The organism is Hydrocarboniphaga daqingensis, from assembly GCF_900129825.1.
GTDB classification, from domain to species: Bacteria; Pseudomonadota; Gammaproteobacteria; order Nevskiales; family Nevskiaceae; genus Hydrocarboniphaga; species Hydrocarboniphaga daqingensis.
The window spans coordinates 661,000-684,028 of sequence record NZ_FQWZ01000001.1; the positions used below are offsets into that span (position 1 = coordinate 661,000).

Sequence of the window (23,029 nt, forward strand, 5' to 3'; positions counted from 1 at the left end):
CCGAATGACCGAGCCTGATTTTGCCGCACGCCTGCTGGCCTGGTTCGACCTGCACGGCCGTCGCGACCTGCCCTGGCAGCATCCGCGCGAGCCCTACCGCGTCTGGCTGTCCGAGGTGATGCTGCAGCAAACGCAAGTGACGACGGTGATCCCGTATTTCGAGCGGTTTCTACAGCGCTTTCCCGACGTTCAAACACTGGCCGCCGCGCCGATCGACGACGTGCTGCAGCGATGGGCGGGACTCGGCTATTACGCGCGAGCGCGCAATCTGCATCACTGCGCGCAAGCGATCGTCGAGCGTCACCAAGGACAGTGGCCGCGCGACATCGATCAGGTCGTCGCACTACCGGGCATCGGCCGGTCCACGGCCGCCGCGATCCTGGCGCAGGCCTTCGGCGACCGTCACGCGATCCTCGATGGCAACGTCAAACGCGTCATGGCGCGCCACGCGGCCGTCAGCGGCTGGCCGGGCCTACCGGCCGTGCAGCAAAAGCTGTGGAACTACGCCGAGCGGCGGCTGCCCGACACGCGGCTGGCCGACTACACGCAAGCCTGCATGGACCTGGGCAACCAGATCTGCACCGCGCGCAAGCCGCTGTGCGCCGCATGCCCGGTCGCTGCCGACTGCAGCGCCCGGCTGCAGGACCGCGTCGCCGAGCTGCCGTCGCCGAAGCCGCGCCGCGAGCGGCCGCAGCGCAGCGCCTGGCTGCTACTGGTCGAGAACGCCGACGGCGCCGTGCTGCTCGAACGGCGGCCGCCCAGTGGCATTTGGGGCGGCCTGTGGTGCGCGCCGGTGATTCCATCCGATCAGGACTGGCGCGACGCACTGCAAGCTCGCTACGCGCTCGACGTTGTCGGCGAGCCGCAAGCGCTGCCGGTGGTTGAACACGGCTTTACGCATTACGACCTGAGCCTGCAGCCGCTGCGCATCCGCGTCGAGTGTCAAGGCGTGGCGGCAGCAGCCGAGACCGCGTGGACTACAATGCACGACCCCAACGCCCTGCCCGGCTTGCCGGCGCCGGTGCGCAAGATCATCGACGCGGCGTACTTCGCCCCGAAAGAGACTCAGCAGACCTTATGGCCAGAACCGTCCACTGCGTAAAGCTCGGCACCGATGCCGAAGGCCTTGACCGCGCGCCCTACCCCGGCCCGCTCGGCCAACGGCTGTTCGACAACGTATCCAAGGCCGCCTGGGCCGAGTGGCTGCAACACCAGACGCGCTTGATCAACGAATACCGTCTCGTTCTGTCGGACGCCGAAGCGCGCCGCTTTCTGGCCAAAGAGATGGAAAAGTACTTCTTCGGCGGCGGCGAACTGGCTCAAACCTCGTACGTGCCACCCCCGGCCTGAGCGCCCCCGCCAGCCCTTGCAACAAAGGGTTGACGGAGCCCCGCCGCGCGGCTCTAATACGCGACCTCGCGGCGCCCCCAAAGCCTCGCGACACTCCAGTACCCCAGTTGGCCGAGTAGCTCAGTTGGTAGAGCAGGGGATTGAAAATCCCCGTGTCGGCGGTTCGATTCCGTCCTCGGCCACCATTCGGTGACGCTGCAAAATCTTCCGTTTCTGCCGCCCTCGCGCCCCGCTCGTACTAGCGCGTTTGGTCTCCAGCGGGCGACTCTGCCCACGCAGTGATTCCAAGCTCGCGTCCGATACCACCGAAGATGCGTTCCGTTCCGGTTACCAGTTCGTCGATCGGCTGGGTGAATCCGGTCGCAATCCATCCTTGGCACAGATGGATCAACGCGCCAACCGCTCCGCGAGCCATGACGGCGAGAATCGCATCGCCGGGGCCTTTGCCGGGCAAAAAAGGCTTGGTGAATCCCACGAGCAGCTTGACGAATTCATCGTAACTGCTGCCGTACAACGTGCCGAGTTGGCTGCGCACCGACGTCGCCTCGATCATGATCAGGCGAGCCTCGTCGGGATGCTGTCGGACGTAGCCGAAGGTCTGCTCTAGGCCCGCGCGAACCAAGGTGCGCGAGTTGCCGAGATGAGGCGCCGTGGCGTGCATGATTGATGTCAGGAACTCGCGCGTCACGACCCGAAACGATTCCACCAGCAAGGCCTCGCTGCTGGCGAACGACTCGTAGAAATAGCGCTTGGTCAGCCCGGCTTCGCTGCACACGGCATCGATACTGGTCGCGGCATAGCCCTGTCGACCCATCAGCCGGATGCCGGCGGCGAGCAGCTTTTTCCGGCGCTCCTCCTGCCGGGTGCTGGCCGCTTTCCCGGCGTAGCGGCCGCCCGGCGGCCGCGCTGTCTCGTCAGCTGATTGCGCAGACTTCACGGAGACCGCCAATTCCTTCGATGTTTGACACTGAACAGTATCACTTTTAGGATCTGGAACGGTGCCGTGTCAGTTGCAGACCGGCCGGCGGTGGGCCGCTGACGACACCCCTTGTTGAGGCCGCCTCACCCCGATTACGGAGGAGTCATCTTCATGGCAGCCCATTGCCGGCACGCTGCAGCACGCCGACCGCGTGCACGACTCCGCTGGCTGTGGGTCTTGTGCACCAGCGTTGCGCTGACGGGCTGTGCCGAGGGCGATGGCGCGGATGGAGCCGGCAGCGCACCATCGTCGCAGCCCCGCTGCTCGTTGGTGAACCGGCTGCCGGCGGACCAACACATGGTGACCAGCTGGAGAACAGCGCCGACCGACGCGCTCATCACCCACCCGATCTCCCGACTGACGGTGCGCCAGTTTTTGGCACCCCACCGGAGTGGCGAGACGGTGCGACTGAGCTTGTCGAATCGCTACTCGAGCCTCCCGGTCACGCTGGATCAGGTTCATATCGCACGAGAGCTCACACCCGGCGATGCGAACCTGGTGCCGGATAGCGCGTGCCTGCTGACCTTTGCCGGCCGCTCGCGCATCACGATTCCGCCCGGAGAAACCGCCGTCAGCGACCGCATCGCCTACCCGGTTCGCGCTTTCGAACGCATCGGTATCAGCTTTTTTGCGCCCGAGCTGACCCCGCAGATCACACGGCATCTGAATGCCAACGAGATCCTGTTCCTGAGCGTGCCCGGGGATTACGCCGCTGATCCCAGCGGCGCTCGCTTCCAGCCGGTGCCCGACGGCTACGCCAGCAATTTCCTGGCGATCGAAGCGCTGGAGGTGGCCGCGCCCCGTGACGTGACGACCGTGGTGACCGTGGGTGACTCGATCACCGATGGTTCCGGCTCCACGACCCAGCTGCTGCAGCGGTCGGCTTCTCCGATGACGTCGACCGACCAGCGTTACCCGAATCACCTGCAGCGGCGCATCGATCAAGCCGGCCTGCCGCTGACTGTGGCCAATGCCGGCATCGGCGGCAATGAACTGCTCGGTGACGGCGTGCTGCCTCAGTTCGGTCCCAGCCTGCTGGAACGATTCGACCACGATGTATTGACTGTGGCGGCGGCCCGCTACGTGCTGGTCATGATCGGGACCAATGACTTCGGCAACTCGACCGCAGCGCGGGCTCCGAGCACCTCGGACATGATCGCCGGCTACACCCAGCTGATCGATCGCGCCCGAGCCGCCGGCATGAAGGTCATCCTGGGCACGATTCCGCCAGCGGAAGGCGCGGTGACCGACGGCCTGCCGTTGATCGGCGATCTACCGATCAACCTTGATGTCATGCACGGCACCCCGGCAGCGCGGACGTCACGCGACGCGGTCAATGCCTGGATTCGCAGCCAAACGCTCAGCGATGGCGTCGTGGATTTCGATGCCTGTCTCGAAGACCCCAACGATCCCGGTTATCTCGCCGCCGAGTACAACAGCGGCGACAACCTCCATCCCAGTCCTGCGGGCTATGCCGCGATGGCAGCGTGCGTCGACCTGGACCTGTTCCGCGCCTCGGACAGCAGGCCATGAGCCCTATAGCGAGTCATCCCATGTTGAAGCCGACGTTCAAATTCGCACTGTTGATCTCGTTGCTCCTGATCAGTGCCTGCTCCGACTCGGACCCGGCCGCCGAAACGGCGGCTGACCGCAGCATCCGCGAGGGCAATGCACGCTTTACGGTGATCAGCCCGACGCTCATCCGCATGGAATATGCGGCGGACGCCAGGTTCGAAGACGGTCCGACACAGACCGTCGCCGAGCGCCCCAAGCCCGATACGAACTATGAAACCCGCGTCGAAAACGGCGTGCGCGTCGTCAGGACCGCCGCATTGACGCTTCACTATCGGATCGGATCCGGTGCCTTTGCTCCCGACAACCTCTGGGTCGATGTAAGAAGCGGCAACTCGCGGGTTGAAGCGCGCCCCGATTGGTCGTTCGCGCCGCAAGCCGGCAACCTCGGCGGCTGGCGCCGGGGCCTGGATAACGAGAAAGACCCGCAGCCGCTGTATGAAGGCGTGCTGAGCCGCGCCGGCTGGTACCTGCTCAATGACAGCAACACGGTCCTGCTGACGAATACGCCGCCGGGTTTTGCAGCACGCCCCGATCATGGCGGCCGCTACCAGGACGGCTACCTGTTCGGTTACGGGCTCGATTACGTGCAGGGCCTGAGCGATCTGCGCAGGCTCACCGGCGCGGCCCCGCTGCTGCCCAAGAAGGCCTTTGGTGTCTGGTTCTCCCGGTGGTGGAGCTACACCGATGCCGAATGGCGTGCCCAGATCCAGGCGTTCCAGACCCACGACGTTCCGCTCGACACCGTTTCACTCGACACCGATTGGAAACGGGTTCACAACCAGATCGGGTGTACCGTGCTGAACCTCGTCATCCGAGCGCCCATTGATGACGCCTGTTCGTGGAACGGCTGGGACTGGAACCGCGACATCTTTCCCGACCCGGATGACTTCGTCCGCTGGGTTCATCAGCAGGGAATCGATGTGGGTCTGAACGTGCATCCCTCGATCGCCGGATCAGACCCGGCGTACCCGGCGACGGTGGCCAAGACCGGCCCCCTGATGAACGACGACGCACCGCTGCCCTGCACGGTGTTGCAGGCCGACCCGTCCACCCCGTGTTACGTCTTTGACTGGACCCAGGCCGAGCAGCTCGAAGGGTATTTCGACCTGCACAAGCCGATCGAGGCCACAGGCATCGATTTCTGGTGGCTGGACTGGTGCTGCGAAGGCTCGCGTGCCCAAGCACCGGGGCTGTCGGCCGACACCTGGATCAATGCCGCCTACGCCAAGCAGCACGAGAAGATGGGATCGCGCTGGCCGGCGTTCTCGCGTATCGGCAGCTCGTTCCAGAATGGCAAGGCAGGCCGGGACAACAACGGCCTCGGCGCTTTCGCGGAACATCGATACAGCCTCCATTTCACCGGTGACACCTGCTCGACATGGCCGCTGATGGCGTTCCAGGCCGAAATGACGGCGGCCGAGGGCAACATCGGCCTGCCGTATGTGTCGCATGACATCGGCAGCTTCTTGGGCAAACCGCTGCCGGGGGCCGAATGCAACAACATGGTCAACACCGGGCAGCATCTGCCGGATGACATGTATGTGCGCTGGGTCCAGTTCGGAACGTTCCAGCCGATCCTGCGGCTGCACTCGCACCATGGCGACCGCCTTCCCTGGGAGTATTCCGGCAAGGCCGAGACCGTCGCGGCCGAGTTCCTTCGGCTGCGCGGCCAGCTGGTGCCGACGCTCTACACGCTCAGCCGCGTCGCGCACGACACCGGCTTGCCAATGGCACGCCCGCTCTACCTTCAGTGGCCGGATCGGGAGGAGGCTTACCGCCATCGCAGCCACTTCACGCTGGGCAATGACATGCTGGTCGCGACGGTCGCAGCACCGGGCGACCCGGCCGTCATCAATCTGTGGATTCCGCCTGGAAAATGGGTCGATTTCTTCACCGGTGAGGTTTTCAGCGGGCCAATGGAAATCACCCGCAGCGTGCCGCTGGAGCGCTACGCGGTGTTCATGCGCCAGGGTGCGATTCTGCCGATGCAGCCGCATCGCCTCACCAGCGCCTACGGCCCTCAGGACGCCCTCATCGTCAATGTGTGGCCGGGTGCGGATGGCAGCTTCCGCCTCTACGAAGACGAAGGGCGGGGCTTTGGCTACAAGGACGGTGCCTATCGCTGGACGCCGATATCCACGAGCAGCACGGCCAACGGGGCTTGTCACACGCTGAAGATCGACGCTGCGCAGGGGCCCAACTTCCCCGGCGCATTGGCCTCGCGCCGCTGGCAACTGCGCTTTGTTGGCATCAGCGAGCCGCGAGAAGTGAAGCTCGATGGCAGAACGCTGACGGGCTGGTCCTACGATGGCAGCAGCCGGACGGCGACCGTGGACACCGGCAGCCTCGGGACCCGAGATGCGGCAGTGATCACGCTGAGCACTGGAAGCTGCAATGCGCCGTAAACGGTCAGCGTCTCCCCTGCCCGCTGCAGCCGCGAATCCGATCGACTGACCGCAGCCGATGCAGATCAGAGAAGGCTTTGTTGAGGTGGAGGGCCATCGTCTGGCCTATCTGGCGGTGAACGAACACCTGTGCCGTGCCGATGAGCCCGCCGTGGTGTTCATTCACGGGGTGCTGGCCTCCGTGAACTTCTGGCGCGATGGTGTTCCTCCAAACCTCAAGGAAAGCAGGGCCTGGTATGCGCTGAGTTTGCCCGCGCATCATCCATCCACAGTGCCGGCGACTTTCAACGCCGCGCAGGTTGATGCACCGTGGTTCTTCCGCGTGATGAGCGGCGCGTTGCAGGCCCTGCTCGCGGACCGGAAAGCGATCGTCGTGGGTCATTCCACCGGCGGGTTCTGCGCACTGAATCTGGCCATCCACCGCGCGCCGAACGTGATCGGCATTGTCAGCGTGGCCGGATTCCACACCGGGACCTGGGGCGGCGTCGAAGGCCTGCTGCTGTCGCTGGCCGGGCTCGGCCGTTGGGCCAAAGGTCCGTTCGCAGCCAACATCCTGCTCGCTCGCCACAGCCGGTTCGTGCAGCGCCAGTTTGCGAGTTTCCTGGCGCATGACCGCAAAGCGTATCGCGCCCATCCGTTGAGCCATCGCCTGCTGGACAACATCGCAGCGAACACTCGCGGACATGATTCCGCCGCATTGTTCGAGTTGTTCAACGGCATTTCGCGCCTCGACATCGAGCGCGAACTGGGCCGGATCGCCGTCCCCTGCCATGTCGTTACCGGCCGCTGCGACCCGGTGGTGCCCGCAAGCCAGTCGCAGCGCATTGCCACCGCCGTGTCCGGGGCCACGCTCGTCGTCTTTGATGACGTCGGGCACATGCCGTTCATTGAAAACGCGGACGCCTGCGCACAGGCACTGGAGGCTGCGCTGGCCGATATATCCCGCCGCCATCGCGAGCACCGTGCCCCAATCACCGATTAGGAAGTCGAAATGAACTACGCCAAATACCAGCAAGACCTGCAGCGCATTCACGAGTCCGAGGTTTACGGGCAGGCGGTGTTTGCCACGGCCGCGCGACTGACCCGCAACACCGAGCGCAAAGCGAAATGGCGGATGCTCAAGGCGCTGGAGGACGAGACCCTGGCGCGCTACCTGGCGTACATGAATCGGTCCGGTCAGCAGGTGGTGGAACCGAGGGCCTGGGCACTGAAGGGGTACGCCGAGGGCCTGGCGCTCGGACTCATGCCCTGGGAGCTGGCGATGCGCCTGGTCCGCGATGGGACACGGCCGTTCCAGCAGACATTCCTGCGATTGAAGAACAACAGCAACAAGCCGGACCTGGAATTCTTTTCCTACGTCTATGCGCATGAAAAGGCCATCGAGGCTTTCGCCGTGAAAGAGCTCGCCAATGAGCAGGGCAGCCTGAAAGCGGTCGAGCGCTTGTTGGCAGGCTAAGGCCGATCGGCAGCGGACGACCGGATACGGAGATGGAGCCGCGGCGACGCCGCTCGGCTGCTGATTAGCCGCCACCCGCGGGCAGCTGCGGCACCCGGCGGGTCGGATCGACGCTGATCGTTCGCTAATTCAACGGATATCGTTCTGTTCAATGTGATTTACAGAACAAGGGCGCCCTCGCATCCTTCGCCCGCCTTGTTCTCGACCCATCCCCCGCAATGGGCTTTTCCCTGACGTCGTCGACGCCACCGGTCCGAGTGCCGCTCTGATGACTGACACGACCGTGTATGCAGCATGCAAAGTCGCGCTGCTGACCCAGCATGGCAAGGAAAAAGTCTTGGCACCGGTGCTGGAGCCGGGCCTGGGATGTCGCATTGAGCATGTGACCGGCTTCGATACGGATCAGCTGGGAACCTTCACTCGCGAAATACCGCGGCACGGAACCCAAATCGAGGCCGCACGGCGCAAAGCGCGCATCGGCATGGACCGGTCCGGCCTGCGGCTGGGGCTGGCCAGCGAAGGCGCCTTCGGCCCTGATCCGATCTCCGGCATGCTGCCGTGGAATGTCGAGCATCTGCTGTGGATCGACGACGAGCGCGGCCTTGAAGTGATCGGCCGTGCCCAGGGGCCAGCCTGCTTTGCACATCGTCTGACGTCGTCCTGGGACAGCGCCTGCGAGTTTGCGCAGCAGGTTGGCTTTCCGGACCAGTACATCGTGATGCGAGCCGGCCATCAGGACGATCCACGAATCCGAAAAGACATCCTCGCCTGGGACGCATTTGCCGCGCAGTTCCAGGCGCTGAGCGCGATGTCCGACACCGGGCAGGTGTTCATCGAAACCGATGGCCGCGCCCACGCCAATCCAACGCGTCGGGCGATGATCGCGCGGGCCGCAGATGATCTGTTGCAACGGCTGTGCATGCCCTGCCCAGCTTGCGGGCTGCCGGGATTCGGACGCGTCGAGTCGCTGGCGGGCCTGCCGTGTTCTGACTGCGGCACCCCCACATCGCAACCCTATGCCGACCGCTACCGTTGCCCGACCTGCGCACATGACGCGGTTCATGAGCGCGTTGGCCAGACAACGGCCGACCCCGGACATTGCCCGTGCTGCAACCCGTGAGCGTCGTCGCCGGTCAACAGGGTGGCGACGCGTTCCACGCCCGGGCGGCCATCCATCAAACCACTGGTTTACTGATCGCAAGGAGGCGCCGTGTCGGCGCACGATTCATCTGACAAGGCACTGGCGGAAGCGGTGCGCTGCTTGCAGGCCGGCGGGCTGGTCGCCTTCCCGACCGAAACGGTCTACGGGCTGGGCGCGCGCGCCCGCGATCCGCAAGCGGTGGCACGCATCTTTGCCGCCAAGGGGCGGCCCGCCGACCATCCGCTGATCGTCCACCTTGCCAGGGCGGCGCAGATCAGCGACTGGGCCGCCGACGTACCTCCAGTGGCGTGGACGCTGGCCGAAGCGTTCTGGCCGGGGCCGTTGACGATGATTTTGCGTCGCCGGCCGATGGTGCCGGACGCCGTCACCGGCGGGCTCGACACGGTGGCGCTGCGCGTACCGGCACATCCGGTGGCGCAGGCGCTGCTTGAGACATTCGGTGATGGCATCGCCGCGCCATCGGCCAATCGCTATGGCCGCGTCAGCCCGACCTGCGCAGCCCATGTGCGTGAAGAACTGGGGGACGCGGTCGATTGCCTGCTCGACGGCGGACCCTGCTCGGTCGGTATCGAATCGACGATCGTCGACCTTTCGCAGGGCGTGCTGCGTCTGCTGCGGCCGGGCGCGATCACGGCCGAACAGCTTGCAACGGCGCTGGGCGAACCGCTGCCCTCATCACCGTCGACGCCAGCGCCCCGAGCGCCGGGCAGCGACGCCTCACACTACGCGCCGGCCGCACGCGTCGTGCTCGCCAGCGCGGATGCGGCGTTGAACGCGGCCCTGCATTGGCAGGCGCAAGGCGCAACCGTCGGCCTGCTGGCCAGCCAGGCGCCACCCGGATTGCCGGACACGATCGTGTGGCTGCGCTTGCCCGAATCCGACCTCGGCCAGGCGCGTCAGCTCTACGCACAACTGCGAACGGCCGATCATCGGAAGCTGAGCGTCGTGGTTGCCGTGCCACCACCGGCCACCGGCGTCGGCGTGGCGCTGGGGGACCGACTGCGCCGCGCTGCCGGATTGGGGCTTGCGTGGCATGCAACGGATGGCGATCAAGGCGACGGGCACTGACCTCGCGCCGGCGGCGTGGCCGGCGCCATTACAAGCCGTCGTCGCCGAGCGTGCACCACCCCGCTCAATCGCCCCAGCGCAGCGTGAAGCTCAGCAATCCGGTCGTGCTGTTCAGATCCATGACCTGCAGGTCCAGGCCGCCCCAGATGCCAGCGCTCCAGCGGGTTTCCCACGACAGGCCGGCGAGCCAGCTATGGGTTTCGTAGTCGACCGCCAACGGACGGCCGTTGAGGCGCACGTCGGTTTCGTTGCCCAGCGCGAACAGCCCGCCAGCCCGCATCACGAGCGCGCTGTCCGCTGTGGTCCAGCGATAGGCCAGCGTCGGCGCGATGCCGAAGCCGGTTGCCGGTGCATGGTCTGCGACGGACTGCGCCAGTGTCGTCGGCGTCAGCGCCGCTGAACGCAAGTGAACATCCAGATCGTCCAGATACATCAGCGCCACTTCGGCCTGCCACGGCGCACTCAAGCCGTAGCCGACACGAAGGAACGCACCCGGTGCCGCGCGATCGAGCCGATCCACCTCGCCGCCATAGCCTTCCCGCGCCAGATCACGGCGCAGGTCTTCGCGGCCTTGCCGGCTGATCACCGAGCCCACGCCCACCGTCACCTGCACGCCCGAGCTGACGCCGGTGGTCAGCAACGTGGTCGGCGGTGGCGAGGCGCCCGACCGCGGTGCACGCGGCGGCTGCCCCACCAGCGGCTCGGCCGGATACGGCGATCGATACACCTCCACCGGCAGGGTCGCCGGTGGCGACGGCGGAGCAGCGGGCGCAGCCGGCCGATAGTCCTGCAAATACTTGTGCTTCAAATAACCCTCGGTGCCGGCCGCCGTGCGCAGGCGCACGAACTCGCCCTGCTCCGCACCCACGCTCACCGCATCGCCAGGGTTGAGCACGGCCACGATCGGGCTGTCTAGATCGGGCAGCGCGCGCACGTTGATCATCAGCTTGGCGCGTGGCGGCGGTGCCGACGCTGATGGCGGCGTCGCGGGCGCCGTCGCCTGCGCCAGCGCCGCCCACAGCGCCGTTGCCAGCGTCGTGGCGCAACCCATCTGCCGATATCGCGAAGGCGTCATTACCGTGGCTCCAATAAAAAGCTCCCCGCCATCTTTCGGATGACGGAGAGAAAAACCCCAGCGCTGATGGACGCCTTGGGGATGATGATCAACAGCCGCACCGGAGGGCGCGCGCCGTCGCTTGTCAGCTGGTTCGCTCGAACGGCCAGCTCGCTGGATGCGACGACGCTTCATCCGTCGCCGCGGTACGGCTGCTGTGGCTGTGGCCGCTGACGCCGTTCCAGGCCGTCATGCGGCATTCCGGTTGCCTCAAAAAACCCCGCCCGCGCCATCGGTACCGGATGACGGGAGCGGGGTCGGCTGCATCGTGCTGCTTTAGCGGCCGCTGCGGACCAGGCTGCTCTGGTTGCCGATGGCGCTGGCGCTCAGGCTGTTGCCACTGCTGACGGCGGCGCCGGTGAAGCTGCCCGGCGTGGTCAGGCCCGCGGTGTTGAAGCCCAGCGTCACGCTCGTGATCGACGCCGTCACCGAGGTATTCAGCAGGCTCTGGCCGGCGTTGAGGCTGGTCAGCTGGCCGCCGGTGGTGCTGACGCCGTTCAGGCGCACCTGCTGGTTGCTGCTGTTGGCGATGGCCTGCGCCACGACGGCGTTGCCATTGACCGACACGGAGGTCGGGATGGCGGCGTCGGAGAACAAGCTGCTGCCGATGCTGCTATCGGCCACGCGCGCCACCAATACGGCGGTGTCGGTGGTCTGCACGTCGTTGGCCGTGACGGACGCGGTGGCGGCGTTGAAGCTGCCGCTCAGGTTGTTCAGCACGCGGCTGGACTCGTTGCCCACGGTGCTGGCCTGCAGCCGGTTGCCGCTGACCGCCAACGCCGGCAGCGCGCTGCCGTCACCGCCGACGACGCCGACCGTGGTGTTGGTCACCGCCGAGAACAGATCGCCATCGGCTGCACCCGCATTGCCGGTCAGCGTCTGCGTTGCCGACAACGCGATCGTGCCGGTGGCGCTGGAAAACGCGGCGCCGTCGAGGTTGTTCAGCACGCGGTTGCCCGCGACCGCCGAGCTGACGACGTTATCGGCGACGCTGGCGCTGGTGTTGGCACCGAGCGTTGCGGCCTGCACGCCGATCGTGTTGTCGGTCGTGCCGGTCACGGCGCCGATACCACCGGTCGAGCCGTTGATGACCTGCGTGGCGCTCAGCGCAACCTGGCCGGTCAACGTGCCCGACACCGATCCGGTGACTTCGCTGTTGTTGCCGGTGGCGCGCGTGACAGACTGGTTGCTGTCCACCGTCAGCGACACGACACCTTCGGTCCCCACTTCGCCGGCGCCGACGGCGCCGATGCGCAGGCCGCCATTGCTGGCCGCCAGCGAGGCGTTGTTGTTGAGCGTCTGCGTGGTGGCGGCGCCGAGCGTGCCGTCGATGGTGGCGGCGGAGTCGCCGAGGTCGACGACGCGGCTGTCGTTGCCGCTGGCAACGGTGGTCACCGCATTGGACGACACACTCAGGCTGGTGGCGCCCGCACCGGCCACGTTGCCGATGCTGGCGTCGGTGATGCCCGCGTTGACGATGGCGCTGGTCGCCGTCACCAGGCTGTCCAGCGTCTGCGTGGTGTCGATGCCGGCCGTGCCGCCCGCCGCAATGCTGCCGGATACGCCGCCGAGGCTGGCCGTGCTGTTGTTGGCAGCCGCGACGGCAACCGTGCTGTTGTCGGCGACGCTGATGCTGGTGCTGCCGGTGCCGTTACCGACGGTGCCGTTGTTGAGCAGGTTGGCGCCGAGGTTGACGATGGTGTTGGTGGCGTCGATCGTCGCGCCCGCGCTGGACTGAGCCACCGTGGCGCCGACGCGCGCGCTGGCGCCCACGGTGCCGTTGACGCCGCTGCCGACGACGGTCGACAGATTGTCGGCCGCATCCGCGCGCACGCTGTTGCCGGTGACCGTCAGGCTGGTGCTTGCGCGGGCATTGCCCAGACCAAGGTCTGCAGCCGCTGCGGCGGCGGTGACGCCGACGTAGACACCGCTGTTCTGCGCCAGCGAGGCACCGGCACCGCCGGTCTGGCTGACCGTGCTGCCGATATCGCCCTGGTTCACCTGGCCCGACACCTCATCGACGACGATGCCGGCGTTGTTGCGCCGCGACAGCGCTTGCAGCGTGTTGCCGTTGACGCTGGCCGCGACGTTGTCGGTGGTGCTGCCAAACAGCGGCGCTGCGGTGTTGGACTCCGCCAGACCCAGGCCAGTGTCGAGGTTCTGGGCGCGGGTCGCGACGTTGTCGGCGGTCTGCGTGACGCTGACGCCGAGGCGGTCGGTGGCGTTGGCGAGCGTGACGACACCGCTGACCGGGCCGAGCTGGGCCTGAGCCTGATTGGCCTGAGCCTGCGTGCCGAGGGCGTTGTCGCTGACCGTCAGGTTGAAGCGGCCGTCGACGATGTCGATCGGCTGCGTGGCGCCGTACACACCGACGCCGGCACGAGTCAGGTTGGCGACCACGTCCGACACGCCGCCCGAGGCGGTGTTGGCGGTCTGGTTGGCGCTGAGCAGCAGCGTGCCCTGGGTGTCGCCGCTGACGCTGTCGAGCGTCTGCACCGAGCGGTTCAGCTCGGTCTGCGCGTCGACGGTGTTGCCGGACACGGTGATCTCGGCGGCGGCACGCGCCGGGTCGGCGGTGATCGTGGTGCCGGCATCAATCAGGCCCAAGCGCAGGTCAGTGACGTTGGCGGTGGTGCTGATGCTGTCGGTGGCCTGCGTTGCCGTAACGGCCAGCGTGCCGCCGGCGTTGCTGCTGCCGCTGAGCGCGCCCAGGCTCTGGCTGCTGAGGTTGGCGCTGACCAAGCTCGCGGCCGCGTTGCCGGACACGGTCAGCTGCGGCGCGGCGAGCGTGGTGGCGCTGGCGCCGATGCCCAGGCTGGTGACGTCGCTGGTCAGCGACAGCAACTGCGTCGCGGAACGGGAGGCCTGCTGGTCCTGGGTCAGGCTGGCGCTGGCTTCACGCGTTCCGGCGAGCGCCGCCACGTCCTGCTGCGCGTTGTTGCCGATGACCTGGCCGATCGCCGTGTTGCCCGACACCGTGGTCTGCGACAGCGTGTCGGTGGTCGCGCTCGTGCCGATCACCGAATTGCTGATCGTCGCGCTCAGCGTCAGGTCGGCCGTGACCACGCCCAGCGTCTGGTTGCCGCCGATGCTGGCAACACCGGCCTGCGTGCCGGCGCCGAGATCGGCCGTGGTGCTCTGGTCGTTACCGGTGGCGATCGCCGTCAGGATGTTGCTGGCGACGTTGCTGTTGACGCTGGTGGCGGTGGTGACGCCGCTGACGCCGATGCGGTTGTCGGAAGCGGTGGCGTCGATGTTGACCGCTTGGGTGTCGGCGCGGACGAACTGCTCGACGTCGGCGACCAGGCTATCGGCAGCGCCGTCCGGGCGCGCGGCGATGCTGGCGGTGGCGCGGTTGCCGGTGGCGGCGGCCTGGGTGCGGTTGCCGTCGACCACCAGCGCGCTGCTGGTGATGGTGGTGGCATCGACGCCGACCGTGGCGCTGGCCGAGGCGCTGATGCTGGTGTCGTTGACCGTTTGCAGGCCGTAGGCCGTGCTGTCGACGTCGCTGCCGCTGAGGCTGTCGGTCAGTTCCAGCGTCAGGCGGTTGCCGTCGGCCATCGCCGTGGCGCGGTTGCCGCTGACGGACACGCCGCCCGCGATCGTGTCGACGGTGCCGGCGCCCGCGTTGTCGGTCAGGCCGAGCGTCGAGGAGGTGATGCTGGCGCTGACGTTGGACTGCTGGTCCAGCGTCTGCACGCCGGTGGCCTGCAGGTCGCCGAGGATCGTCAGCGCGCCCGGCGCCGGGTAGGTGTTGTTCTGCGCCGCGCCGGCCGCGTCGTTGCCGCCCGCGCCGGAGTTGGCGCCGCTGGCGGTCAGACGGCTGGTGCTGTCGTTGGCGCGCGCGGTGGACGTCAGCATGTTGCTGTCGACGGTCACGCTGCTGGCGCCGGACAGCACGCCGTCGTTGGTGATCTGCACGCCGGCGACCGACTGCTCGATCGTCGCGGTGCTGGTGGTCTGGTCGGTGGTGGTGGCCAGTGCGGCCACGGCCAAGCTGGTTTCGCCGGTGGCGATCGTCTGCGATGCCAGCTGGCTGATCACCGTGGCAGCGGACGAAACCGTGTTGCCCGAGGTCGCCAGCGAGGCGTCAGCGGCGTTCTGCACCGTCGCGCCGACCTGCGCGCTCTGCACTTGCGACGCGATCTGGCTCGGGTCGGCGAAGCTGGTCAGGATCAGCGAGTTGCTGAGTTCGGTGGCCGTGGCGCTGGTGCGCCCGGCGTTGCCGCCGGTCGTCGTGCCAGCCTCAGTCGGCCCACTGCGAACGACCAAGCCGCCGAACGGCGTGGTGCCGATGATCTGCTTGATGTTGTCGGTCAGCGCGATCTGGTATTCGCTCGGGCTCGTGGGGTCAGGCGTGTTGTAGAACGGGTTGACGATGGTGCCGATTACGTCGCCATTTTTGTTGAGAACATCCAGCGTCAGCTGTACGACGTACGGCGCGCCGCCGGAGCTCTTCGGAAGCACCAGAAAGTTTTGCTTGTTAGCCGTTGCCACCGGCGAGCCATCGAAGGTGAAAGCACCGTCGGGCGGCGTCGTGGTGCCGCCGACCTGGGTCAGCTCAATCGCCAGCGCCGGCCCCGACTGCTGGGCCGCGGCGGGCTGGTGGATGGCGAGGCTGATCAAGCCCAGCGCGGACAAGGCAAACGGGAGATTCATGTTCATTCGGCAGTTCCTTTGACGTCAGCAGGTCGTAACGGCGATTCAATTCGTTGATGCGATTCGTTGATGCGATTCGGTTCAGCTAGCAGGCACGGCGTGGGGTTCACACGGCGCCTCCTTCGCCGCGCTTGGACGGCGCGGCGGGATGGCGGCGCGGGCCGCAGCGGGGTTCGGGTTGGCAACGGGTCATGGCGCGCTGCCACCGCTGCGCGGCCGGCGCGAGGCGTCAGGGCCGATACCGCGCGGCCCGAGTTGACCGGCACCGGGTTCGAAGTCGGGCCGGCCGGTCTGCGGCAGCAGCGGTGCGGCCAGCGGCAGCGGCGATGCAGTGCCAGGCGCGACGGCTGGCGCTGCCGGTGACGTCGCGCTGGCGGCTGGCGCCGGCGGTGGCACCGGCGCCACGGTCGGCTTGGCGGCCGGCGTTGCCGGTGCAGCCGGCGCCGCCACTGGCGCCGTGGCATCGAGCTTCAGCGACGCGCCTTGCGGCAGCCGCAGATGCTCCGGCCGGTATTCGATGCAGTTCAGCGGATCGACGCCGGCCATCGGGCCCAGCAGTTCGAGCACCGCCTGTTCCAGCGTCGTGCGCACCGCCAGCTGCAGCGGCTCCAGATGCTTGCCGCCGACTTCGATGTTGACCAGCACGTCGCTGAAGAACTCGAACACCGACAGGCTGACCTCGCGGCCGATCACCTGCTTTTGCAGCGACACCGTTTCCAGCACTTCCAGGCTCTTGGTGTCGATCAGCCGCAGATCGACCGCCACGTTGGCGACGAAGCTGCGGACCGACGGGCCGATCTGGTTGATCTCGGCGCGCACGCCGCCGCTGGTGACGGTGTAGTTCAGCTCGGTGATGCCGCCGACGATGAAGTAGTCGGTCTCGACGACCGTGCCACCGGTGTACGGCTTCCACGGCACTTGCTGGACGTTGCCGTTGTTGTCGACCGCGTGCACCTGCTCGTCGCCCAGATAGCGCTTGCCGAGCAGGCCCAGTTCCCATTCACCAACCGAGGTGTCGAAGCGCTCGAACACGCGTACGGCGCCGCGCAGCTTGCCCAGCGCCGAGATCGTCATCAGCGATCCGCCCTGTGTGATCGCCGAGCCGCCGTCCAATTCCGAAAACTTGCCGGTGTAGTCGCGCACTTGGCCCACACCGATGCGCGGCTTCTGCGGCAGCCGCTGGCGCAGCGCCGTGCCCATGCACTGGAACGCCGGCTCCAGCGGTGTGGTGTTGCGGGTGACGCTGGGGCCGACCAGCTGCGGGGCTTGGTCCGGCGCGCGTTGCACGCCGCCACCGCCACCCGCGCCGGCGCAAGCGCTCAGCAACGCGGCGCCGGCCATGCTCAGCCAACGCGCCGTCACGGCTGGGTCTCGACGAAGTCGCAGGCGCGGGAGCCGTCGACGTTGGCCGCCACCTGGGTGTCGTTGATCGACTGGCTGGTGTCGACCGAGTTCAGAATCTGCGCGCCGTCGGCGCTGATGTTGCCCAGCGACACGGTCGTTGGGCTGTTGTTGATGCCCGAGGTCAGCGTGCTGCCGGTATTGCTCTGGCCGACCTGATTGACGTTGGTGCCGTTGGCCGCATGCGAGCCGCTGTTGAGCTGGCTGTTGCCGTCGAGGCGGATCGGGTTGCCGACCGAGGCGCTGGCATTGGCCAGCTCGGCCAGCGTCGGAAAGCCGCCCCGCCCGGTGGCACCGACGCTCAAGTCACCGCCGACGCTGACCGGGCTGGCATTGGCTCGGTCCGGCGTGATGCTGCCGCTGACGTTGCTGTTGACGCCGGACGCGCTGTTGTCAGCCTGGGCCTGGTTGCCGGTGGTGGTGGCGTTGAGGCCCGAGCCCTGCATGCCCACCGGGGCGATGCCAGCACCGGCATGCGTCGGCGACGCCGCATTGCCGGTGGCCGTGACCGTGAAGTTGCAGTTGATCTGCCGGTCGATGTTGTTGGTGGTGTTGAACTGGAACGCGCCGCCGCGTTTGCGTTCGCGCAAATCCAAGGTGTTGAGCTGCACCAGCCGCTGGTTCGGGTCGGCGAATTGGAAGCTGCGCTGCCCTCCCAGATCGCTGGCCAGCGAGGCCGGTACGACCCCGACTCCCAGCAGCAGGCCGGCCAAGGCCTGCTGTAAACGCACAGAGCGCTGCACTGATTTCATTTTTATCGTCTCGGCAGTTCGCAGTGCCGCCGGGGCGCCCCCATCAAGGCGCGGCCGGCGGTCTGACACGGCAGGGAAGGCCACCGGGTGCGGCGCGCAACAGGCGATGGTGGTGACCATGCCGTGCTGCGTCGCCGGATACCGTCGTGTGACGTTCCCCAAGGTCGCCCTCAACCCGGGACGGATTGAAGGCGGCGCTAGTGTCGCGATCCGTTCTGCAAAAGAACGGAGGAAGTTCGAAGGAATGACGGTGATGTTCGTCATCGCCTCGCGCCCTGCGGCACGCCAGCGAGCACCTGGGATGGTGCCGTTACTTGAGCCTCAGAATCGTCATCGTGCCTTCAGACACGGTGATCGCGCCCAGCAGGCCGTAGGCCCTGAGGTCGATGGAGTCACCTGCGGTCAACTCCAGAATGGCGGACTTGTTGAACTGCGATCGCGACGACACGGGCTCGATCGTCAACAGCGGCAATTGGGAGGCGTTACGGTAGACGCCCATACCGACATTGATGGCGGACGCCAGATCCACCGTGTACTGGACCAGGTACGTGCCGTTTTCGAAGATCGCGAAGACGCCGCCGCCCGCGCGGACGCTGAACGTGCTGCTGGTGTTTCCCGTCATCGGGATTCGCGATCCGCCGAGAACCACCGCGATGACGCCGTTCTCGAATGCCGAACCATAGGCGTAATCGACACTGGCAGCGGACGGCGCCGTCCAGGCCGTGTTGTAGTCGGTGCCATCAACTTTGGTCAGCACCTGCCCGGCCGTTCCGCCGACCGGCACGCCCTGGCCTGCGGCGCCGGTGGCACCGGTGGCACCCGCAGCGCCCGGGTCGCCCTTCAAACCCGCCGGGCCGATGGGGCCCTGGGGACCCTGCGGACCCGGAGCGCCCGGCGCGCCGGCGACACCCTGCAAACCCTGCGGACCGGCAGGGCCGGCCACGCCCTGAAGACCCTGCAGACCCTGAGGGCCAACAGGACCGGCGACGCCCTGAGGGCCCGTCTCGCCGGGCGTGCCCGCGACGCCCTGCGGGCCGGACGGCCCCTGCGCGCCGGTGGGACCCATCGGGCCGACCAAGCCGGTGGCGCCGGTGGCGCCCTTCAAGCCCTGTGCACCCGTTGCACCCGTCGGGCCTGCAAGCCCGGTTGCACCCGTGGCACCCTTAGCGCCCGTCGCGCCGGCCACACCGGTCGCGCCAGTGCCGCCCCGCGCACCGGTTACACCCGTGGCGCCCTTCAAGCCAGCAGCACCCGTGGCGCCGGTGGCACCGGTGGCACCGCGCAAGCCCGCTGCACCGGTGGCGCCCGTCGCGCCGCGCGCACCCGCTGCACCCGTAGCGCCGGTGGCACCGGTCGCACCCGTGGCGCCGGCTGATGCGACCAGTGCCAGGCTGGCGGAGTTCTTAGACAGGTCTTCGCCGGTGGTCAGCGGACCGAAGCGCTCCGGATCACCCAGCGACGAGACGTACAGCTGGTAGCTAACGCCGGGGACCAGCTGAAACCCGGACGGAACCCGCGCCTGCAGGTTGTCGTCGCTGACCTGCAATACCGACAGCGTCGTGCCGTTGAGCTGGATCAGCGGCTCGATCGTCGACGACGGCGGCGTGAATTCCGTGCCATCGATGAACAGCGTGTTCGACACGATGCTGGCGCTGTGGATCTGAAGGTCGGCTGCTGCTGGTGCCGCGTACCACGCGGCCACCAGCATCGACGTCGTGCACAGCTTGCGTTGAAAGCTCATCCGGAACTCCCCTAGTGGTGGCAATGACGGTGCGATCACCGTCGTTAATTCGTTGCCGGATGCTAGGGAGGCTCAGACTGGAAGAAAGGAGGAAGTTCGGAGGAATTGCACTGCGGCCGGCACGCTGCAGCGGCGTGCATGGCGGCCGCACCGCAAAGCCGCTCAATTCATTTTGACGATCGTGATGTTGCTGCCGCCATCGGCGGCAAGCGGCTGCGGTGGCGTGCTGCTGTTGCCACCGATGCAATACGTTTTGATGCGGTCTCCGGCCGACAGCGGCACCACGCCGATGACTTCGCCCTTGCCCTTGGTGCCCGGGATCGTGTTCGAGTTCTGTGCGGGATACGGACCGTAGATATTGAGATCGCTGTACGGGCTGTACGGGGTGTCGTTGATCGAAAGGGTCAGCTGCACGCCCACCGTGTTGGTCGCCGGCGATGCATCGGGCGTGTGAACGCGCACCTGCACCCAGTACAAGCCGTCCTGCCCCTCTCCCACGGTGAAGCTGCTGCCGTTCCAAGCACTGCCGTTACCAGGCGAGGTCAGTACGTTGTTGAAGCTGAGGGTGACCGGATTGGTGCTGACCGCAACCGGGCAGGACTCGCCGCTACCGCCCAGCTTGTTGGCCCGCAACACGACCGTTCCGCCGCCACCACCGCCGCCAGAAGCCGGCGTGGTCCATTGCGTGTTGTAGTCGGTACCGTCGACCTTGGACAGCACCTGCCCGGCGGTGCCGCCGGTCGGCACGCCCTGGCCTGCCGCACCGGTGGCGCCGGTCGCACCGATCGGCCCGACCGGGCCGATAGGGCCTTGGAGTCCGGGCGCGCCTTGGACGCCCTGCATGCCGATGGGGCCGACGGGACCAGCGGGCCCCTGACCTCCAGTGACACCCGTCGGGCCCATCAGGCCCGCCGCACCGGTCGCGCCAGTGACCCCGGTCGCACCCTTGGCGCCGGCTGCCCCCGTCGCACCGGTCGCACCCGTGCCGCCTCGGGCACCCGCGGCCCCGGTCGCACCGGTCGCGCCACGCAGGCCGGCGGCACCGGTCGCGCCGGTTGCACCCTTCAAGCCGGCAGCACCGGTGGCCCCGGTAGCGCCCGTGGCGCCGCGTGCACCGGCCGCGCCGGTGGCACCGGTGGCGCCCGTTGCGCCCGTGGCGCCCGACGGTGCCACCAAGGCAAGGCTGGCTGAGTTCTTGGCCAGGTCTTCGCCGGTGGTCAGCGAGCCGAAGCGCTCCGGATCACCCAGCGACGAGACATACACCTGGTAGCTCACGCCCGGCGCCAGCTGAAAGCCCGACGGAACCCGCGCTTGCAGGTTGTCGTCGCTGACCTGCAGCACCGACAGCGTCGTGCCGTTGAGTTGGATCAGCGGTTCGATCGTCGAAGACGGCGGCGTGAACTCCGTGCCGTCGATGAACAGCGTGCCCGAGACAATGCTCGCGCTATGGATCTGAAGGTCGGCGGCTGCCGGTGCCGCGTACCACGCGGCGATCAGCATCGACGTCGTGCACAGCTTGCGTTGAAAGCTCATTCACAGCTCCTGAGGCGAGTTTCGCGCGCCGACATGGCACGTCACGCCGAAATGCTAGGGACGCGCGACGCCCGAGAACTGAGGAAATCCAAAGGAATCGGGCCCGATGCGCACCGCCGAGCAATCGCAGCCAAACAAAGCGCGCCGGACCCGCACGCGCCGACTCGAGGGATCAGCCTGCGACCGCGTGCATGGCGGCTTGAGGCGCCGGGGGCTGCTTTGGGCAAAAGGTGCCCCCGCACAGGCCACTCGTGCGGGGGCGAGGTCGTCATCCGTTGTAATGATTGACGGTGTAGCAGCGTGCTCAAACGATCTTCAAAGCCCGCAAGTGCAACCGACCTTTGGCCGGGCTCCGGCCACTGCTGCAGCCCGGTCTCAGCGCGGCAGGACCATGTAGGTCACACGCGACTGGTAGAGCCCGCAGAGACCACCGGTTCCGGCGTTCGTGACGCCTAATGACAGGATGTGGGTACCCGCCGTGACGGTGGCGTATTGGGTCAACGCGTGCGACGTCAGTGCCGTACCGGATGTGCCCTGTGCATACGGACAGATTTTGTTCGTCGCGTCGCAGGCGCCGCCGACCGGAACCCCGTCGATCAGAATGCCGACGTAGCAAGTCGACGCGGAGTTGACCGGGCTGACGACCTGGAACTGACCGGTTGCCGAGAAGGCGACCACGGCGTCCTTGGCAAACGGCACCGAGGTTCCGAAGGTCGACCGCCACGTTTCATTGGTTGAAAACAGGAAGCTGCCCGTGGGATTCGGGCTGCTCCAATTGATTTGCCCAACGGTCACGTTGGACGAACCCGATGGACCGGTAGCGCCGGTGGCGCCTGCTGGGCCCGCAGGGCCTTGAGGGCCGGCCGCGCCCATCGGGCCGAGATCGCCCTGCGGACCGACCGGGCCCTGCATACCGGGGGCGCCCTGTTGTCCCATGTCGCCCTTCAGGCCCGCTGGGCCCTGAGGACCTTGAGGCCCCGCAGGCCCCTGAACACCCTGAAGACCTTGAGGCCCCTGAGGACCCTGAGGCCCCATCGGGCCCGGCATGCCAGCAGCGCCCGATTGCCCCGGGTCGCCCTTCGAACCGGCGGGCCCCTGGGGACCTTGAGGCCCCTCTGGGCCGATAGCACCCGCCGGACCCGGTTCACCTGCCAGACCTTGTGCACCAGCTTTCGCGATCAATGTCCACTGATTGCCCGGGGCCGGGGTTTGGACGCAGGGCGGTGATGCGGTCGTGCACAGCCAGCTTGAGCCGGCGAACGTCACGACAGCCCCCGCTTCGTAAATGGCGCCCGATTGCCACTCGCCGTCGAACTGGCTGGCGAAGCGGCCATCGGCGCCCGTGGCGCCGGTGGCGCCCTTCAGGCCTTGCGAGCCCGGCACTCCCTGAACGCCCTGCGCGCCCGTTGCACCCGTAGCGCCCGTCGCACCCTTGGCACCGGCAACGCCTGCTGCACCGGTGGCGCCCGTGCCGCCCCGAGTTCCGGCCGCGCCGGTGGCACCCGTCGCGCCTTTGAGGCCCGCCGCACCGGTCGCGCCGGTCGCGCCGGTCGCACCCTTCAAGCCAGCAGCACCGGTCGCGCCGGTGGCGCCCCGCGTACCCGCCGCGCCAGTGGCGCCGGTGGCACCGGTCGCGCCCTTGGCGCCGGACGGCGCCACCAGCGCCAGGCTCGCCGAGTTCTTGGACAGGTCTTCGCCGGTGGTCAGCGAGCCGAAGCGATCCGGATCACCCAGTGACGACACATACAGCTGGTAGCTCACGCCCGGCGTCATCTGGAACCCGCTCGGCAACCGCGCTTCCAGATGGTCGTCGCTGACCTGCAGCACCGACAGT

Annotated in this window: 15 protein-coding genes, 1 tRNA gene and 1 pseudogene; 9 read left to right on the forward strand and 8 right to left on the reverse strand. The window is 67.4% G+C overall.

Features of this window, described 5'->3' with window-relative positions; translation table 11 throughout:
• Positions 1–4: 4 nt before the first annotated feature.
• The 3 genes from mutY (at position 5) to BUB09_RS02970 (ending at position 1,535) form a co-directional block, all read left to right on the forward strand.
• Positions 5–1,102 (forward strand): A/G-specific adenine glycosylase, encoded by a 1,098-nt coding sequence (mutY, locus tag BUB09_RS02960; protein WP_072893838.1) that lies wholly within the window; start codon positions 5–7, stop codon positions 1,100–1,102.
• Positions 1,078–1,350: an oxidative damage protection protein gene (locus tag BUB09_RS02965; RefSeq protein ID WP_072893841.1), complete on the forward strand. Its 273-nt coding sequence runs from the start codon at positions 1,078–1,080 to the stop codon at positions 1,348–1,350. Before mutY ends, BUB09_RS02965 begins: the two co-directional genes overlap by 25 nt.
• A 109-nt stretch (positions 1,351–1,459) precedes the next feature.
• Positions 1,460–1,535 (forward strand) — tRNA-Phe (locus BUB09_RS02970).
• 53 nt (positions 1,536–1,588) lie between these two features.
• On the opposite strand, the gene BUB09_RS02975 is transcribed toward BUB09_RS02970, so the two are convergent.
• Positions 1,589–2,287 (reverse strand): TetR/AcrR family transcriptional regulator, encoded by a 699-nt coding sequence (locus BUB09_RS02975; protein WP_072893843.1) that lies wholly within the window; start codon positions 2,285–2,287, stop codon positions 1,589–1,591.
• 444 nt (positions 2,288–2,731) lie between these two features.
• Between BUB09_RS02975 and BUB09_RS02980 the strand changes: the two genes are divergently transcribed.
• The 6 genes from BUB09_RS02980 to BUB09_RS03005 all read left to right on the forward strand — a co-directional run bounded on the left by BUB09_RS02980 (position 2,732) and on the right by BUB09_RS03005 (position 9,995).
• A complete protein-coding gene (locus BUB09_RS02980; protein ID WP_217650212.1) occupies positions 2,732–3,862 on the forward strand; it encodes a GDSL-type esterase/lipase family protein in 1,131 nt (376 codons plus the stop codon).
• Between the two features lie 20 nt (positions 3,863–3,882).
• A complete protein-coding gene (locus BUB09_RS02985) occupies positions 3,883–6,309 on the forward strand; it encodes a glycoside hydrolase family 31 protein (RefSeq protein WP_072893846.1) in 2,427 nt (808 codons plus the stop codon).
• A 58-nt stretch (positions 6,310–6,367) separates the two neighbouring features.
• Complete coding sequence (locus BUB09_RS02990; protein ID WP_072893848.1) at positions 6,368–7,291, forward strand: alpha/beta fold hydrolase; 924 nt, start codon at positions 6,368–6,370, stop codon at positions 7,289–7,291.
• Positions 7,292–7,300: 9 nt separating this feature from the next.
• A complete protein-coding gene (locus tag BUB09_RS02995; protein ID WP_072893851.1) occupies positions 7,301–7,765 on the forward strand; it encodes a hypothetical protein in 465 nt (154 codons plus the stop codon).
• Between the two features lie 268 nt (positions 7,766–8,033).
• A complete protein-coding gene (locus BUB09_RS03000; RefSeq protein ID WP_072893871.1) occupies positions 8,034–8,885 on the forward strand; it encodes a DUF6671 family protein in 852 nt (283 codons plus the stop codon).
• A 90-nt stretch (positions 8,886–8,975) separates the two neighbouring features.
• Positions 8,976–9,995 carry an L-threonylcarbamoyladenylate synthase gene (locus BUB09_RS03005; protein WP_072893874.1) on the forward strand — a complete coding sequence of 340 codons (1,020 nt, stop codon included), beginning with the start codon at positions 8,976–8,978 and terminating at the stop codon, positions 9,993–9,995.
• A 64-nt stretch (positions 9,996–10,059) separates the two neighbouring features.
• Here BUB09_RS03005 and BUB09_RS03010 read toward each other — a convergent pair whose 3' ends face one another.
• The 7 genes and pseudogenes from BUB09_RS03010 to BUB09_RS17560 all read right to left on the reverse strand — a co-directional run.
• Positions 10,060–11,070: an SH3 domain-containing protein gene (locus BUB09_RS03010; protein ID WP_139250079.1), complete on the reverse strand. Its 1,011-nt coding sequence runs from the start codon at positions 11,068–11,070 to the stop codon at positions 10,060–10,062.
• A 315-nt stretch (positions 11,071–11,385) separates the two neighbouring features.
• Positions 11,386–15,774, reverse strand: coding sequence for a beta strand repeat-containing protein (locus BUB09_RS03015; protein ID WP_072893880.1), 4,389 nt, complete (start codon positions 15,772–15,774; stop codon positions 11,386–11,388).
• Between the two features lie 183 nt (positions 15,775–15,957).
• A complete protein-coding gene (locus BUB09_RS03020; RefSeq protein WP_072893882.1) occupies positions 15,958–17,130 on the reverse strand; it encodes a CsgG/HfaB family protein in 1,173 nt (390 codons plus the stop codon).
• Positions 17,127–17,921: a hypothetical protein gene (locus tag BUB09_RS03025; protein WP_072893885.1), complete on the reverse strand. Its 795-nt coding sequence runs from the start codon at positions 17,919–17,921 to the stop codon at positions 17,127–17,129. The genes BUB09_RS03020 and BUB09_RS03025 overlap by 4 nt, the downstream gene beginning before the upstream one ends.
• Before the next feature lie 310 nt (positions 17,922–18,231).
• The gene (locus BUB09_RS17550; RefSeq protein ID WP_072893888.1) at positions 18,232–19,662 is read right to left on the reverse strand and encodes a BclA C-terminal domain-containing protein; all 1,431 of its coding nucleotides are present in this window, start codon (positions 19,660–19,662) and stop codon (positions 18,232–18,234) included.
• Positions 19,663–19,824: 162 nt separating this feature from the next.
• A complete protein-coding gene (locus BUB09_RS17555; RefSeq protein ID WP_072893891.1) occupies positions 19,825–21,195 on the reverse strand; it encodes a collagen-like protein in 1,371 nt (456 codons plus the stop codon).
• A gap of 375 nt (positions 21,196–21,570) precedes the next feature.
• Positions 21,571–23,029, reverse strand: a pseudogene (locus tag BUB09_RS17560) (hypothetical protein); the annotation flags it as partial.

Coding starts and splice junctions, on each gene's coding strand:
- mutY (WP_072893838.1), top strand. CDS start 5: ATGACCGAGCCTGATTTTGCCGCACGCCTGCTGGCCTGGTTCGACCTG.
- BUB09_RS02965 (WP_072893841.1), top strand. CDS start 1,078: ATGGCCAGAACCGTCCACTGCGTAAAGCTCGGCACCGATGCCGAAGGC.
- BUB09_RS02985 (WP_072893846.1), top strand. CDS start 3,883: ATGTTGAAGCCGACGTTCAAATTCGCACTGTTGATCTCGTTGCTCCTG.
- BUB09_RS02990 (WP_072893848.1), top strand. CDS start 6,368: ATGCAGATCAGAGAAGGCTTTGTTGAGGTGGAGGGCCATCGTCTGGCC.
- BUB09_RS02995 (WP_072893851.1), top strand. CDS start 7,301: ATGAACTACGCCAAATACCAGCAAGACCTGCAGCGCATTCACGAGTCC.
- BUB09_RS03000 (WP_072893871.1), top strand. CDS start 8,034: ATGACTGACACGACCGTGTATGCAGCATGCAAAGTCGCGCTGCTGACC.
- BUB09_RS03010 (WP_139250079.1), bottom strand. CDS start 11,070: ATGACGCCTTCGCGATATCGGCAGATGGGTTGCGCCACGACGCTGGCA.
- BUB09_RS03015 (WP_072893880.1), bottom strand. CDS start 15,774: ATGAACATGAATCTCCCGTTTGCCTTGTCCGCGCTGGGCTTGATCAGC.
- BUB09_RS03025 (WP_072893885.1), bottom strand. CDS start 17,921: ATGAAATCAGTGCAGCGCTCTGTGCGTTTACAGCAGGCCTTGGCCGGC.
- BUB09_RS17550 (WP_072893888.1), bottom strand. CDS start 19,662: ATGAGCTTTCAACGCAAGCTGTGCACGACGTCGATGCTGGTGGCCGCG.
- BUB09_RS17555 (WP_072893891.1), bottom strand. CDS start 21,195: ATGAGCTTTCAACGCAAGCTGTGCACGACGTCGATGCTGATCGCCGCG.